Below are 14,831 nucleotides of genomic sequence, written 5' to 3' on the forward strand. Positions count from 1 at the left end.
CCTCCGCGCGAAGTCCACGCCGAGCACGAGAAGTTGCGAATCGCCGCGTGAAATAGACAGTCAGATGCCTGTCCGGAAAACGCGAGGCCCCTCACAGTATTGATCAGGCCAGCGGCCAGACCCTGGTCGGCGTCGGGAACATCGGCGGTTGCCGTCATCGCGGCCGTTACGAAGAAAGGGCCGAAACCGAGGCCGCAGATGACCATGCCTACCACGAGATAGCCGTATCCGCTATTGGCGTCTGCCATTCCGAGCATGACGAGGCCGACGGCGAAGACGGCGATACCGGTGATCAGAACACGCCGTGCAGTGAACGCCGCCGCGAAGCGGGGCGTGAGCTGCGAGATCACCGCGGTGACGATACCGAGCGGCAGCACGGAGACTCCGGCGCCGATCGGCCCGTTCAGCCGGACGTTCTGAAAGAGCAGGGACAACAGCAGTGTCAACGCGCCCATGATGCCGGTTACGAACAGCACCACGGTATTGACCGCACTGACGGAACGGATGCAGAAGATACGCAGCGGTATCAGTGGGGCGACCGCACGCCGCTCGACAAAGATGAAGCAAGTACTGAGAACAGCACCCAGGATGAGAGGAAGACCGGTTTTTACCGGGTCCCAGCCTATGGCGCCGGCTTCGCTGATGCCGAGCAACAGGGCTGCGGAGCCGAGCGTGGCGAGAACAGCGCCGGGGATGTCGTAGCGGCGAGGTTTGGGCACGACCCCCGATTCAGTGAGGAGTACGCGAGCGAGGGGCGCGACGATCGCGACGAAGGGGACGTTGATGAGCAGGACAGCACGCCACGAGACGAGTTCCGTGAGGAGCCCGCCGAGGACGACACCGATGGAGAAACCACTCGCTGTGGCTGCGCCGAACCAACCCAAGGCCCGCTGTCTGAAGCCGGGTTCGGGGAACGACGTAGTGATGAGGGAGAGGAGGGCGGGTGCGATCAAGGCTGCCGCAGCTCCCTGCGCGGCGCGCATGACGAGGAGAAGTGGGAAGCCCTGGGCGACGCCGCCGATCAGGGACGCCACGCCGAAGGCCGTGAGTCCCAGAACGAACGTCCGGCGGCGGCCGACGAGGTCGGCCAGCCGACCGCCGAGTGGCAGAAGACCGCCGAAGGCGACAGCGTAGACCGTCACGATCCGCAGGGAGGAACTCGTCGTGATCGTGAGGGAGGATTGGACATCGGGAAGTGCGAGATTGACGACCGAGAAGTCGATCATCAGCATCAGCTGTGCGATGCAGAGCAGGGCCAGTGCACCATTCCTGGAGCGAGTCCTGGTTCTTTCGCCCGTGCCGGCGGTTTCCACTTCGGTCATGTTGTTTTCCCTGCGAAGTCAGTGGGAGCGAACGGCCCGGTCCGTGTGGCGAGGTCGCTCAGTCGTTCCACGGCTGTGCGCAGCGACTGTGGGGCTGTGGCGAAGTTGAGACGCAGGAATCCCGGGGATGCGCCGAACCGGGTGCCGTCAAGGAGGCGTACCCCGGTGTGCAGTCTTATCCGCTCGGCCAGCTCCGGTACTTCCCCGGTCACCCGCAAGGCGCGAGCGTCGATCCACAGGAGGAACCCGGCCTCCGGCTCACTGCTCGGCAGTGGGAGGGAAAACTCAGTCAAGGCCTGGCGGGTGACAGCCGCAGTCCCGGCGAGGTGGCGCACACGTGCGTCCAGCCAGTCATGACTGCTGGGGGCCAGGACGGCTTGGGCGACGGCGTCACCGAAGAAGCTGCCTTCGTAGTATCCCCAGGAATTGAGGCCGCTCAAGACGGCCCGGCGTTGGGCGGGAGAGCCGGTCACCGCAAACGATGTCTGCAGCCCTGAGACGTTGAAGGTCTTGCCGACAGAGTGCAGGACGATCCAGTCACGGTTGTCGGCCACAGTGCCCCAGGGGCGGTGCCGCACGCCGGGGTAGGCGAGGTCGCTGTGCACCTCGTCACTGATGACAAGGACCCCCGCCTGTTCGGCTGCGGCTGCGACACCGGCCAGCTCTTCGGGAAGCCATACCCGTCCGACCGGGTTGTGTGGGCTGCACAAGACCAACGTCCTGGCGCCGGATGAACGGAATTCGTCCGCGAGCCTCTGCGGGTCCAGGGTGTAACGCAGATTCAGGTCATGCGTCAGGGGCACGGTTCTTACGGCGGCTCCCACCGCGCGGGTCACCTTCAGGATGCCGCTGTAGACCGGGGTACAGACCACGACGGGGCGGCTCAGGTCGGCGCACGTTTCCAGCGCCATGCGCAGAGCTGCCTTAACGCCGAAGGGCAGGAGCAGGATCTCGTCTTCCCCCACCTGCCAGTCGTGTCGGTCCGCGTACCATTCACGGATCCGGCCACGGAGCATCTCGGAGGCAAGGGTGTAGCGGATGTTGTCGCGGTCCGCCCGCGCGTGTACGGCTTCCAGGGCAGCAGGAGGGCTGGAGAAATCCATATCGGCGATGTCGAGGCCGATGAGCTGTCCCGGCACGGTCGTCCCTGGTGCGGAAGAGAAGTCGTGGTGCCTGACCGCGTCGGACGCACCGGGGATGTGACCGGCGGTGAAGTGTCCGGAAGCCGGCGGCCTGTCAGCCACGCTTGAATCCCAGGCTCCGGCGCAGGGTACGGAGAGCGTTTGAGGCCAGGTCGCGTGCGCGTTCGGCTCCCTCGTCCAGCAGGAGGTCGAGGGAGGGCGGGTCCTTTTCGAGTTCCTTGATCCGCTCGCTGATGGGGACGATCACTTCGGTGAGCCTGGTCAGCAGCAGTTCCTGGGCTTGCTCCGGAGTCATCTCGCGCTGGCGCAGAGCGTCAGCGATCCGGTCGCCTTCCTCGGTGCGACCGAGGGCTTCAAGGTAAACCTGAGGAACGCAGCGGCCGTCTTTTGCCCACATCTTCGTGTGGGCGACGATTGTGCCGAGTTCTGCCCTGCCGGAGCGGAGCGGAATGGTGTTGCCCCGGCTGCGGCTCATCTTCCGTCCGCCGTCCAAGCCGGGCAGGTCCAGGGTGGAGACCACGACGACCGGCCGAGGGAGAACGACATCCCATTGTTTCTGGAGGCGGTCAACCAGCGTACGGGCAAGGGCGACGTGGCCTGCGTTGCCCTCACCGACGGTCACGCGCGTGGCACCGATACCGATGATGTCCGCGGATTCCAGGACGGGCCAGCCGAGCAGGCCGAGGGACGCGGGGTTGTCTGGCCCCGTTGCGCGACGTAGGAAGCCGGCCTGGACGGAAAGCTCATCGACGCTGGCGAAGTTCTGGAGCAGAGTGTGGATCAGGGAGAGCTCCGGGACCTCCGACTGCCGGTAGAACACGCCCCGCAGAGGGTCGACACCCGAGGCTATGCACTCGGCGACCAGCGTGCGGCAGCGGTGCGGAATTTCGGCAGTGACCGTGCGGTCTGCGCGAGGCGCGAGCATGTGGAGGTCCGCGACGGTGAAATACGCCTCGTCGCACCCCTCCATCTCCTGGCCGAAGGGGAGCACCGCACCCCGATAGTGCCCGAAATGCAGAGGGCCGGTCGGCGGAGCACTGGTCAGCAGACGAGACATCGAGTCTTCCTGTGATGAAGGGGCACGCAACCGTGGCACCCCCCGACGGGGGTCGCCCGCCCGGGAGCACGCCGTGCGGGCTGGGGCCGCTGCCGGAGACGGTAGGGCCTCCGGCAGCGGGTGATCAGGCTGCCTCAGGTGGCGGGCTTGACCGTGATCTCGTGTCCCGCGCCCACACCGTAAGGCAGCACACCCTTACCTCGGACTTCGCCGAACTCGTGCAGATCGAAAGAGCTGCCCGGGTAGACCACCCACGTGCCGTCTTCCAGCTCCATCATCCGCTTCCAGTACACGGCGTTGAACGTCTCTCCGCCGACCTCGACGACGAGCTTGTCGCCATACTCGAAGCTCTGCTCGCGCATGGGGAACTTGGCGTTGCCGAAGTTGTCGACGTGCACGATGGTGCCTTCGGTGGGCAGCGTGCGCCGGATCTTGTCGGCCGGGAACGGCGTACCGATCTCCGACATCGGCTTGCCGGCCGCGAACTGTCCGACGGCGGGGCCGTGGACGAACTTCCCACCGAACGGCACGAAACCAGGGTCGTGGACCTCGTAGCACTCCGCGACGCCGAATTCGTCGACGAGCCACCCCGCCGCCCCGGTGTTCGTCCCCTCGAAGACGAATCCGTTCTCGGTTCGGCCGATGATGCGCTCGGTGCGCTCCTGGATGCTGTTCATGATGAACATGATGATGGTGTCGGGTGTGGATATCTCCGCCACCAGCCGCACCATGAATCCGGCATTGAGGACCGAGAAAGGCTGGACAGGCACCAGCGGCTCAATTCGGATGTCCGCATCCGGATTGTATGACTCAGCGGCGCGGAAGATAGAGGATCGCATTTCAACGAAAGCCACATCGGTACAGTCGGACACTACGACAATACGCTTGATGGTCACAGAAACACCTTAGGTAGGGGCCGGAAACGCATAGGGATGGACAGCTTCTGCCTCAGGACTTCTGGGTGAAATGCAATGCATCGAGGCCCAGTCCGAGCATGTCGAACAGGTCCTTGCCATCGAGCGGTGCTATCTCGGCGATCGGGACGTCACAGAGCACCAAGAAATTCTCGACAGCTTCCGTATTTTCGCTCTCCAGCCCGAGATAGGACTGATTCGCGCCGGGCCAGAAGTTGAACTGAAGCCGTACCCCGTTCACCTCGGCCGTTTCGATACGCCGCTCCTGGGCGGGACGGTCGACGTAATGCAAGGACCGCAGCAGTTCGGCACCGAGATCCGTTGACTCCACGCCGACGTGAACTTCCTCGTCGAACCGGAACGGCCGGTCCGGCAGCAGATTCGCCCGCTTGAACTGCACACGGCATGCGCCCTCGCTGCTCTGGATCCGGGCGCTGATCCCGCAGTACGAGCGGTCGGGATCATCGAAGGGCAGGATGCTCTGCACGCGATCCATGATCTCGACATCATGAGTGCCCAGATAGGCACGTACCCGCTCCTGGAACACAGGGTCGAAGAGCACTGTTTCGTAGCGCCCCTGATAGTGATGTCCCGCCGTGCCCCGCAGACCGGCCTGGCGCATCGCTGCGAAGATCGCCTTCTTGCGCTCGATGGGAGGAAGCTCCAGCAAAGGCGCCAGACGGCCGGTTACCGCATCCACCAGGACCGGCACACCGACAAGGCTGCTGGGTGTATCGACATCAGTCAACAGCACAGCGGGGATGGCAAGTTCACGGGTCAGAGCAGCTGAATGGGAGAGCGCGTTACCCACACGGACGACCAGTGCCGCCGCATCCCGCAAGCGGTCGAGTTCGCTGGACGTGGGCATACCGTCCAGGATGACGACCTGACCCGGACGCGCCGGACCTTCACCTGCGGGCGTGAGTACTCCGACGCCGTATCCCGGTGAGAGCAACTCGTCGACGGCGACGGCTCCGGTGGTTTCGGGCCGGGTCGCACGCAGCGGCTGGGCCACCGGCGGGGCAACGATGTCGCGGGACTGGAAGACGTACAGCTGCCCCTCGTGCAAACCCCACTCAATGTCTTGTGGGTTGCCGAATTCGGCTTCCAGGCTGTGCCCCAGTGTCGCCAGGCTCTCGCGCAACGTGCCCTCGGTCACGGCCCAGTCCCGGCGGCCGACGAGGGAGGCGGCTCCACCGGTGCGCGTGAGAGTGAAGCGATCCATGGCCCCGAGCCCCGCTACCACCTGGGTACCCAGCCCCTTGCTGGACTCCACCAGCATCGTGGCGTTCTCCACGATCGGATTCCTGCTGTACAGGACGCCCGAGACCTCGCAGGGCACCATACGCTGGATCAATACGTTCATCGGCGCGCGTTCCGTCGCGCCATGCATCGAGCGGTATGCCTCCGCGTCCACGGAGTCCGCGCTGTCCCTGCACGCTTGGATGGCAGTGAGGACCTCGTCCGCCGTGCGGCGGTTCAGGTACGACTCGTACACACCGGCGGCACTCGCGAGCGGCGAGTCTTCATCAGCCGAGGAACTGCGCACGACCACCGGGGATCCGGCGAAGACCGTTTCCATCAGCTCCCGCACGTCCTCGGCGAGCTCTTCGGCGCTGGCCTGGGAATATCCTTCGTCGCTGATTACGTAAGCGACAGGTACGGGGAATCCAGCGCTGCGCATTCTCCGTAGGCGATTCGCTTTGGCTCCGACGTCGATACGACATCGCTCCAGCGGTAAAAATAATTTCATACTGAGTTGACCCTTCAGTGCGAATCGGCGGTCAATGGACAATGATGGTTCGACCATTAAGACGTAGGCACGCCTCGAAAAGTTCCCCCACCTGAACGTGATGTAAATCACCAATAATTTCTCATCGAATTTGACGGTCGGTCGCGCCGTAACGCCCTCCGGGTGGGCGTTTAGATATATTTTTGCGAGTTAAATCGCTCTTACGGCAGGGTCTTTGAAGATGATTTGCGCTCTGCATGTAGCTCCGCGAGCTTTCAGGATCCGATGGCGTGAGTTACTGAGGTTGAACTCGTGGTGTCGTAGGGGCTGACGGTTCGTCGCCCGTGCGGTATCACCGGGGGTATGCGGTATCCACAAGGCGGGCGGGCTGACTGCCGAACGGCAGTAGTTCCGCGAGGAGTTACGGGTCGCAGCGGCTGAGAAATTCGCCCGGGGTGAGGCGAGTTCGGTGATCGCGAAGGACCTGCGGGTCAGTGAGGCTTTTCCAACCTCAGGTTGAGGCGAGTTGAAGGACGAGGACGGCCTTCACGATCTCGATGATGCGGTTGGTGCTGCAGCGGAGTTTTCGGAGCAGGCCCAGCCCTTGAGCACGGCCATGGCCTGCTCGACGAGGCAGCGGATCTTGGCGTGGTTGCTGTTGTGGCGTCGCTTCCATCGCTTGAGTCGGCGGCCCCGGAACGGTACGCGGACGTGACGGCCGGCGCCCTGGTAGGCCTTGTCCGCCCAGCACTTCAGCCCCGCATCGGCGAGCGCGTCGATGATCCCGTGAGTCCTCGCGGCGGTGAGATCGTGGGTAGATCCGGGCAGCGCCGGGGATGCCCACAGGAGTCGGCCGAACGGGTCGGTGAGGACCTGGACGTTCATGCCGTGACGCTTGTGCTTGCCCGAGCAGTACGGGGTGTCGGCGGCGATCCGGTCGATCGGCAGCAGGGTGCCGTCCAGCAGCACGAACGCCTTCGTCCGCGCCGACCTCATCGCCTCGGTGAGTGACGGGGCGAGGACGGCCAGGATGTCGGCGGCCTCACGTATGTAGCGGTACACCGTCGCGAGGCCGATGCGGAACCCGGCGGCGAGCTGGGCGGAGGTATCGCCGCACCGCAGATGGGCCAGGGCGAGCAGGGCTTGTCGGCGGCCGTGAGGCGTCGCCACCGGGTCCCGATCTCCAGCCGTCGGGAACGGAGGTGCCGGGCCAGGAAGCGCAGAGTGCGGCTGGACAGATCGATCGACGACGGGTAGACAAGCACGCGAAGCTCCTGGCGGACACGGGTGATCGTGGTCGAGAACCCGTCTACCAGGAGCTTCGTCGTGTTGTACAGCAGCCCAACTCCGCAGTGCCGGCATCAGGTTGAAAAGGGCTCACTGGTCCACATTCGTCTGCGTAGCCGCTGACGGCGCTCCTGGCGGTTCTCTTCATTGCCATCAACTGCACCCTCGCCTGAACCCACAGACCGCTGCATGCTGATACGCCGCTCACTTCAACTTGAGGTCGGCCAGCGCCTAGAGCTTGCTGAGCCTTCACCCTGTTCTGGTCGTCAGTGGTGACCCGTTGAAAGCAGCGCCTCTTTTAGAGGGCGGTTCGGAGGTTCATGTCCGTTTCCGGATATGGCGAAGCACGTCAGTTGGCGAGTGGGTGTGGCGGGGCAATAGCTTGGCTGGAGGGAGGGTGGGTGTGGGGCCTCGTGACATGGTCGGCAAAGGTACGCCACGATGATCACTATGACCGACGGAATTGCATGGCTTGCTGCTCCCCAGTCGATCGCCTTCGGTGGCTACAGTGTGGTGCTCGCTCGGGGGTTGGACGTCGAAGAGCTGGTGTCTCGGCTGACCGCGACAGTGTTCGGGCCGACGCGCACGGCGCGTGGTCTGGGCCGCCTCACCAGCAAGGACCTGATCGATGTCGTGGAGGACGGCCCCTGGGACCCCTACCCCGCGATAGGTCTACGTTATGGAGAGATCGGCGAATGGGTCTTCGCAGTCAAGTACGGTGGCTGGCAGGCGGAGTTCGGCTCGCAGCCACCTGTTTCTCGCGGCGGTGCACACGTCTTCCAGCTGGAATTTGAAGAGGAGAACGGTAAGCCGGTACCGCCTCAGTTCTCTTATCTTCACGACGATCGTCTCATGTGCGCCTTCAATCTCCACCTGGACCGTTCATGGGGATACGACGGCGTGAACGGTGATCGCGAGGTGGCGGTGCGCGTCGAGGAGATGCTGATTGCTGCCGGCCTACCAGACGCCACCGCGCCTCGCCGCGAAGTGCATCGCACCACATTGGAGATCATCGAACGATACTTCGGCCTTTCCCTGCCACGCAGACAAGTCCTGGAGGCCGAGCTTCCCGCTGTGGTCCTGGAGATCGCGTAGCCGACGAATCCCCCAATTGAAGCGACTGGTCACATCGAGGTAGGGACGTGGCAGGGTTGCTGGTCGCTTACTGCTTCCTGGTGAAGCTGCCGGCGTCGACTTCGGTGAGGACATCGAGTTTCACGAGGCGTTTCAGCTTGGCGCGGGTGCCTTCGATGTTCTTCGGCAGCAGTTCGTGACCGAGGGCTTCGCAGACGTCCTTCGCCCGTAGTGGCCCGGCCGCGTGGTTGAAGGCGGTGAGGATGCCGGGGTAGTACCTGGCGGCGAGCCCAGATGGTGCTCTTATCGGCTCAGGGCATGGACGTGACCAAGATCGCCGAGGTGACGTTCACCAGCCCTGACCGGGTCCGGGAAGTGATCCACAACTTCAACGCCGACGGCTTCACCTCGCTCTACCCCAAGTACAAGGGCGGCCGGCCGAAGACGTTCACCCTGCCCGAACGCCGCGAGATCAAGAAGATCGCCAAGTCCAGGCCGGTCGAGCACGGCCTGCCGTTCTCGACCTGGAGCCTGGTCAAACTGGCTGACTTCCTGGTTGCCGAGGGGGTGGTCGACGACATCAGCCACGAGGGCCTGCGCATCCTGCTCCGCGAGGAAGGCGTCACCTTTCAACGCCTGAAGACCTGGAAGACCTCCCGCGACCCCGACTACACGGTCAAGAAGGCCCGCGTCGAGCACCTCTACGCCATCGCCGACGGCGAAGTCATACCCGAGGCGGACGAGCCAGAAGTCGTCTTCTGCATGGACGAGTTCGGCCCCCTCAATCTCCAGCCCCACCCCGGCCGCCAGTGGACCGGACGCGGCGGCAAGCACAAGGACCCCGACCGCGAACCACGCCCACGCCGCCGCGCGACTTACAACCGCCCGCACGGCGTCCGCCACCTCTTCGCCGCCTACGACCTGGGCAAAGACCAGCTCTACGGCCACATCAAGAAGACCAAGAACCGCTCCAAGTTCCTGGAGTTCTGCCGCTACCTGCGCTCCCTCCACCCCGTCGGCAAACGCATCGCGATCATCTGCGACAACTACTCCCCGCACCTGACCACCAAACGCTGCCGCCGCGTCGCCGACTGGGCCCAGGCCAGCAACGTCGAGATCGCCTACACCCCGACCAACAGTTCCTGGCTCAACCGCATCGAGGCCCAGTTCACCGCCCTGCGCTACTTCGCTCTCGACGGCACCGACCACCCCACCCACAAGGCCCAGGGCAGCATGATCCGCCGCTACATCATGTGGCGGAACAAGCACACAGCCGACAAGCACCTCAAAGCCCTCGTGAGGAGGGCCAACGCAGCCTGACCTGCAGCGGCAGCAGCAGGCGGCATCACCACAGGTGAAGGAAGCTCCGGACGTCGTCATAGCCGTCGAGGGCCCGACCGTCCACATCCGATGGGTCCGCCTCTGCCCGCACCGCCAGCGACTCCGCCAGAGCACGGGCCTCATCGCTCAGATGCCCAAAGCGTCGAGCCGCATGGCCCAGGCACAGGCCCGCCAGCCCGAGCAGCGGGCTACCCGACACAGCCCGCGTCCCGACCTGCACGCACCAGTGCTCGACGAACCCCGCGTCATCGTCGTTCAACGCGGTGCCGACCAGAACTCCCGCCGCCTCGCCCTCTACTGAGCGGCCACGCAGAGCCCGCTCCAACGTCTCGACCACCACCCCGTGAGGCAGCGCGGGAGGGTTCTCGAAGCGCAGATGAGAATGCACCCCGCGAGACTACGCGGGCTACCTGTCACGGACCCGTCCGGCAAGCCGGGGCGAACGTTGCTTGATGCGGCACTAGATAGAAGGAGTCACCAAGATCCCCGACAGCGTCACGCACTGAGCGGAGGCCGGGGCAGGCGGCCCCGGCCTCCGCTCTGTCGCGCGGCTGTTCGCCGCCGCTCGCCGACGAGCGCTTCGCCCGGTCAACTCCCGCCAGCAGATCTCACAAGTGAGTGAATCTTGCGCATTAATGCGTGACTCCTTCGAACATTCCGACTGGCTTTTGTTATCGTGGTGGTTAGTTTGGTTTCCTGGGAGGGTGAGTGAGGCAGAGTCAGACGCCACCGGCCGAGACCGCGATGACCGCGACCGAGGCCCGTACGGAGCTCTTCGCCCTGGTGAAGCGCGCGGAGGAGGACGGGGTCTCGACGCTGATCCACAAGCGGGATGATCACGCCCTGCTGGTACCACTGGCCCGGTTTCCGGCAGCCCGACAGCCCGGCGCGTTCCCATCCCACGTCCTGAGCGCGGCACAGAAGGACTTCGGTGATCTCATCACGCGAGCAGCCAAGGGCCAGCCGCAGGTGCTCCGGCGCAACACCACGCCCGTCGCGGTACTGCTCCCTGTCACCGACGTGGGTGCCCTCTCGTCCGACACGGCCGCGCACCCGGGCGCGGCGACCGCAGGAGGTGCGGTGAACAGCCAAGCCAACCAGGACCGCGGCACTACGCCACGCAGGCTCGCCACGCTCGGCGACGCCATGGGGTCCGCCCTCACCTCCGGCCCCACCGGAGGCCCCACGTTCGGACTGCCCGGCCTGGACGCCGCCACCGGCGGTCTGCAGCGGGGCAAGCTGACACTCGTGGCAGCTCGGCCGAGTGTCGGCGGGAGCCTGCTGGGTCTGGCGGCCGCGCGGAAGACGGCGCTCGTCGACCACGCCCTGGTCCTGTACGCGGCCTCGGGGCCGAACCGGGACGACATCTTCCGCCGGATCATCTCCGCCGAGGCCGGCGGTGAATACGCCCGTCTGAAGCAGGGCCGCCTCACCGAACACGAACAGCAGGTCGCCCATCAACTAATCCAGGCCGGCGACCTCCTGATGATCGATGACGGCAGTGACCTGACCGCCGACGACATCAGGGAGACCGCCCCGCACATGGAGGACCTGGCCCTCGTGGTCGTAGACCGCCTGCAAGCCGCCCACAACGCCCGCCTGCCGCTGTCGGGGGACCGTCTCCCAGACGCCTCCCAGGTACTGGCCACCCTCGCGCGCACGCTGCACGTGCCGGTGCTCGCCATCGTGGACAGCGACGATCCCGCACTCCTGGATCTCCTGGACGCCGACGTCACGCTGACGCTCGCGCCGACCGAGGACCCCGCCCGGGTCCAAGTGACGGTCGCGGAGCGCGACTTCGGCACGATCGGCTCGGCGTACCTGCAGCCCGATCTGGTCCACGCCCGCTTCCTCGACGCCGGCGCCGCGCTCCTGGGCCGTGCCGACAGCTCGGCGGGCCCGGGACTCTCCGCGGCCGTCGGCGGAACTAAGGCACTGGAACTGGCCGAAGCCGCCCTCCCCTACACGTCCGGCGGACAGCGGGGGATCCCCGCCGCCCTCACCCACGAGCTCGCGGCATGGCGGACCGCAGTCACAAGCGGCGACCAGGAGGCCCTGAAGGACATCCTGCCATCGCTGCTCCAGGCCGCCGCATCGGTAGCGGAGATGCCAGACACCCATGAGGGACACCGCCTCGCCGCCGCGCTGCAGCCCTACGGCACGCCCGTGTCCGCCGACACCGCCGCAAGCGCCGGGCAGGCCGCTGCTGCCAGTGCCCCTGTCCACGTACCGGCGGACAGCGGACAGGCCCCCGACGACGTAGCGGAGGACGAGGAAGACGGCGCGGACTGGCTGAAGCCGGGCGACGAGGAGGACGAGCCCGAGGGGCACGTCTTCCCCGCTCTGAAGATCCTCAAGGACGCGGTCGGCCGCTCGAAGATGCACCCGATCCCCGTCATCCGCAAGGAGGAGCGCGACAGCGGCCCGTGGCCGCTGATCAGCGAGCACATGGACGGCGAGCCCCGCTGGGTCCACCCGGACATCACCCTCACCCGTGTTCCCCACATCCGGGCGAACGGCAAGCGCGTGAGGCGCGACCAGATCGACGTGCCCGACTCGTTCGGCGAGGGCGTGCTGTGCCTGATCGACCGCAACGGCAGCTTCCCCTCCGCCTGTTCAGGCGTCCCCCTCGCCCCGAACAAGCTCCTGCACACCGGCCCGCTCGACGCCTATGACAAGACGAAGGCCGGCATCTATCTCATCGACATCCCGGAGTGGGCCCGCACCGACATGCCGCACCCCCTGGGGCGGATCATCGACCGTCCCGACGAGGACGGCCGGGTGTGGGTCACCACCTCCCACATCAAGCAGCTGGAGAAACTCGTCCGGGACAACCACCTCGGCGCCATGCCGACCATCTACGACTCCTGGACCGGGAAGTACAACGAGTCCCTCTTCAAGCCCTTCTACGAGGCCACCCGCAAGGCACGCACCGAGCTCGTCCAGGTCGGCGGCGACCCCTACAAGGCGTACAAGACCCGCCTATCGATCGCCCTGCGTCTGCTGTGGCCCAAGCGCCCCTCCCAGCGATCCCCGTTCTGGCGGCCGGACTGGCGCATGAGCATGGTCGCGGAGGCGTCCGTCCGTCACTGGAGCGTGGCCTTCAGGGCCGTCGAGGAAGGCCACCAGCTCCTGGCATTGCGCAACGTCGACGCGGCCGTCTTCTGGGCGCCGGACGGCACCGCGCCCGCCACGTACCGGATCGGAACCGGCTTCGGCGAAGTGAAGGCCAAGTTCGTCCAGCCAGGCGAGATGATTCCCGAAGGTGACGACTGATGGCCGGCCCCACCGGACACGGAGGATCCCTGGGCGCCGCCCTCAATGACCTCCTGCGCGCCCAGGTCACCCCCCGCCACCGGCTGTCGTCCTACAACGCCAAACACTGGCACGCCCAGCTCAGCCAGCTCACCGCGACCCACCGCGGGCAGGAGGCCCTCGCTGACGCCGGCCTCCACGTGACGACCAAGACTCTGGTCAACTGGCTGTCCGACGCGGAGTACAACGTCCGCCGCAGCTACCTGGACATCATCCACACCGCGTACGAGAACGTCGCCATCGTCCCCGCCGACCCGATCCCCGACCACATCAAGGACGGCCAGTTCGAGATCAGCGGCGTCGTCAAAACCGGGGACGACGAGCGCACACGCGGCACCGTGGACGCCGCGCCTCTACGGATCGACGGCAGCCGGGGCAACTGGGACGCGATCGAGGAACTCTGGCTCGCCGGCGAACTCACTGACGACGAGTTCGAGGACCACTTCATCGACGACGTCATTGTGGAGGACATCGGCGAAGGCACCGACGGCTGGGAGTTCCCCGGCGCCTCGTACTCCGTCGAAGTCCGGTAGCAGCGCGCACGAAGCAGGTGGAAGGACAGCGGCCGCTCGATAGATCGTCACCAGTCGGCCGGGAACGTCACGGAGAGAAAGTGCACAGGGCTCAGCTGAAGATCCGGGACGGTACGGCCTTCTGCGCCAGGCTCCCCGGCGGCAGGACCTGGAGCAGGACGGCATCCGGCTCGTGTACGACGGCACGGCCCTGCACCTGTCCACCGTCGACCACCCGGACACCGCGATCGCCCGGGCAGCCACCTGCGGATTCACGACCGGGCCGTGGGAGGTGACCGCGTACCGCGCCAGCATCACCAGCGTGGAGGTATGGCTGCGCATCAACCCCGGGTACGGCGACCACCTCATCGACGTCTCCCCGTTCTGGCCGACCAGGCCCGCCATGATCGCGTTCACCGCGGGCGGCGGGCACACGGCGGCGTTCCCGGTGATCGCCTGCCCGACGGCGCCAGCCGACCGGCGCCCGTAACGTGGCAGCCGTCGGGGAAGGGAACGCGGTGGCGAACGAAGAGGTGCAGCGCCGGGAGATGCTCGCTCGGCAGCGCGTGCAGTGGGAGACCGAGACGGCGCTGAAGGCTGTGATGTCGGACCCCGAGGTTCGGCGCCTCAGGCAAGAGATCGACGCGTTGGAAGCCTCCACGGCGCAGGGGCTCAGCCCTCTGATCCGGCGCTTCCAGGAACGGTACGACCGAGCGGTCCGGGGCGCCGACCTCGACCTGCTGAGCCGCTCGTGTCCGGGCAAGCACGGCAGGTGGGGGGAGGGTCTGCGTCCTGGACATCGGACACGAAGCGGAGTACCCGCACTTGGGGACCAACTCCGAAGGACAGCCTGTCGCCTGGGTGGGGACCGCTCCGGACGATGACTGAACTTCCCGGTTCGGCCAACACTGCGTACGACGCCCCAGCGGGCGGTGGGCGGTGAGCTTCATGCGCACCGGGGATCAGCCCAGCGAGTCCTCGGACGTGAGCGGCGTGCGGTACGTCGGCGATGGCCACAACGTCGGGGGCGGGCCGAACTGAGAAGCCGTCCCCTTACCGAACTTGATCGCTGACTTTCCGCTGGTCAGGCATGGTCTCCGGGATTCTGCGGAAGGCTCGGTGCGTCATGGTCGTC

At 65.9% G+C, this 14,831-nt stretch carries 11 protein-coding genes and 1 pseudogene; 5 read left to right on the forward strand and 7 right to left on the reverse strand.

What is annotated here, in order from left to right:
* From ABZT12_RS38515 to ABZT12_RS38540, 6 genes and pseudogenes are all read right to left on the reverse strand, one after another.
* The coding region (locus tag ABZT12_RS38515) for an MFS transporter (RefSeq protein WP_356394305.1) at nt 1-1,322 on the reverse strand (1,322 nt) is incomplete at its 3' end.
* Nucleotides 1,319-2,566: an aminotransferase class I/II-fold pyridoxal phosphate-dependent enzyme gene (locus tag ABZT12_RS38520; protein WP_356394308.1), complete on the reverse strand. Its 1,248-nt coding sequence runs from the start codon at nt 2,564-2,566 to the stop codon at nt 1,319-1,321. The genes ABZT12_RS38520 and ABZT12_RS38515, both read right to left, overlap by 4 nt.
* Nucleotides 2,559-3,521, reverse strand: a complete 963-nt coding sequence (locus ABZT12_RS38525; RefSeq protein WP_356394311.1) for a hypothetical protein — start codon at nt 3,519-3,521, stop codon at nt 2,559-2,561. The genes ABZT12_RS38520 and ABZT12_RS38525 overlap by 8 nt, the downstream gene beginning before the upstream one ends.
* 134 nt (nt 3,522-3,655) lie before the next feature.
* A complete protein-coding gene (locus ABZT12_RS38530; RefSeq protein WP_356394314.1) occupies nt 3,656-4,417 on the reverse strand; it encodes a hypothetical protein in 762 nt (253 codons plus the stop codon).
* A 52-nt stretch (nt 4,418-4,469) separates the two neighbouring features.
* Nucleotides 4,470-6,119 carry a PEP/pyruvate-binding domain-containing protein gene (locus tag ABZT12_RS38535; RefSeq protein WP_356394317.1) on the reverse strand — a complete coding sequence of 550 codons (1,650 nt, stop codon included), beginning with the start codon at nt 6,117-6,119 and terminating at the stop codon, nt 4,470-4,472.
* A gap of 559 nt (nt 6,120-6,678) precedes the next feature.
* Nucleotides 6,679-7,432: pseudogene (locus ABZT12_RS38540) on the reverse strand (transposase family protein).
* 463 nt (nt 7,433-7,895) lie between these two features.
* On the opposite strand from ABZT12_RS38540, the gene ABZT12_RS38545 reads away from it, so the two are divergent.
* Both ABZT12_RS38545 and ABZT12_RS38550 read left to right on the forward strand, forming a co-directional pair.
* Complete coding sequence (locus tag ABZT12_RS38545; RefSeq protein WP_356394320.1) at nt 7,896-8,549, forward strand: hypothetical protein; 654 nt, start codon at nt 7,896-7,898, stop codon at nt 8,547-8,549.
* Nucleotides 8,550-8,822: 273 nt separating this feature from the next.
* Entirely contained in the window at nt 8,823-9,848 is a 1,026-nt protein-coding gene (locus ABZT12_RS38550) for an IS630 family transposase (RefSeq protein WP_356394322.1), read from the forward strand.
* A gap of 25 nt (nt 9,849-9,873) precedes the next feature.
* Here ABZT12_RS38550 and ABZT12_RS38555 read toward each other — a convergent pair whose 3' ends face one another.
* Nucleotides 9,874-10,257: a hypothetical protein gene (locus ABZT12_RS38555; RefSeq protein WP_356394325.1), complete on the reverse strand. Its 384-nt coding sequence runs from the start codon at nt 10,255-10,257 to the stop codon at nt 9,874-9,876.
* Nucleotides 10,258-10,577: 320 nt separating this feature from the next.
* Here ABZT12_RS38555 and ABZT12_RS38560 point away from each other — a divergent pair, with 320 nt between their 5' ends.
* The 3 genes from ABZT12_RS38560 to ABZT12_RS38570 all read left to right on the forward strand — a co-directional run bounded on the left by ABZT12_RS38560 (nt 10,578) and on the right by ABZT12_RS38570 (nt 14,186).
* Nucleotides 10,578-13,145 (forward strand): DnaB-like helicase C-terminal domain-containing protein, encoded by a 2,568-nt coding sequence (locus tag ABZT12_RS38560; protein ID WP_356394328.1) that lies wholly within the window; start codon nt 10,578-10,580, stop codon nt 13,143-13,145.
* Nucleotides 13,145-13,717, forward strand: coding sequence for a hypothetical protein (locus ABZT12_RS38565; protein WP_356394331.1), 573 nt, complete (start codon nt 13,145-13,147; stop codon nt 13,715-13,717). The genes ABZT12_RS38560 and ABZT12_RS38565 overlap by 1 nt, the downstream gene beginning before the upstream one ends.
* A gap of 172 nt (nt 13,718-13,889) precedes the next feature.
* Nucleotides 13,890-14,186, forward strand: coding sequence for a hypothetical protein (locus tag ABZT12_RS38570; RefSeq protein ID WP_356394333.1), 297 nt, complete (start codon nt 13,890-13,892; stop codon nt 14,184-14,186).
* Nucleotides 14,187-14,831: the final 645 nt, after the last annotated feature.

The sequence above is a fragment of the Streptomyces sp. NPDC005423 genome, from assembly GCF_040606415.1.
GTDB lineage: Bacteria > Actinomycetota > Actinomycetes > Streptomycetales > Streptomycetaceae > Streptomyces.

Coding starts and splice junctions, on each gene's coding strand:
- ABZT12_RS38525 (WP_356394311.1), bottom strand. CDS start 3,521: ATGTCTCGTCTGCTGACCAGTGCTCCGCCGACCGGCCCTCTGCATTTC.
- ABZT12_RS38535 (WP_356394317.1), bottom strand. CDS start 6,119: ATGCGCAGCGCTGGATTCCCCGTACCTGTCGCTTACGTAATCAGCGAC.
- ABZT12_RS38545 (WP_356394320.1), top strand. CDS start 7,896: ATGATCACTATGACCGACGGAATTGCATGGCTTGCTGCTCCCCAGTCG.
- ABZT12_RS38550 (WP_356394322.1), top strand. CDS start 8,823: ATGGTGCTCTTATCGGCTCAGGGCATGGACGTGACCAAGATCGCCGAG.
- ABZT12_RS38565 (WP_356394331.1), top strand. CDS start 13,145: ATGGCCGGCCCCACCGGACACGGAGGATCCCTGGGCGCCGCCCTCAAT.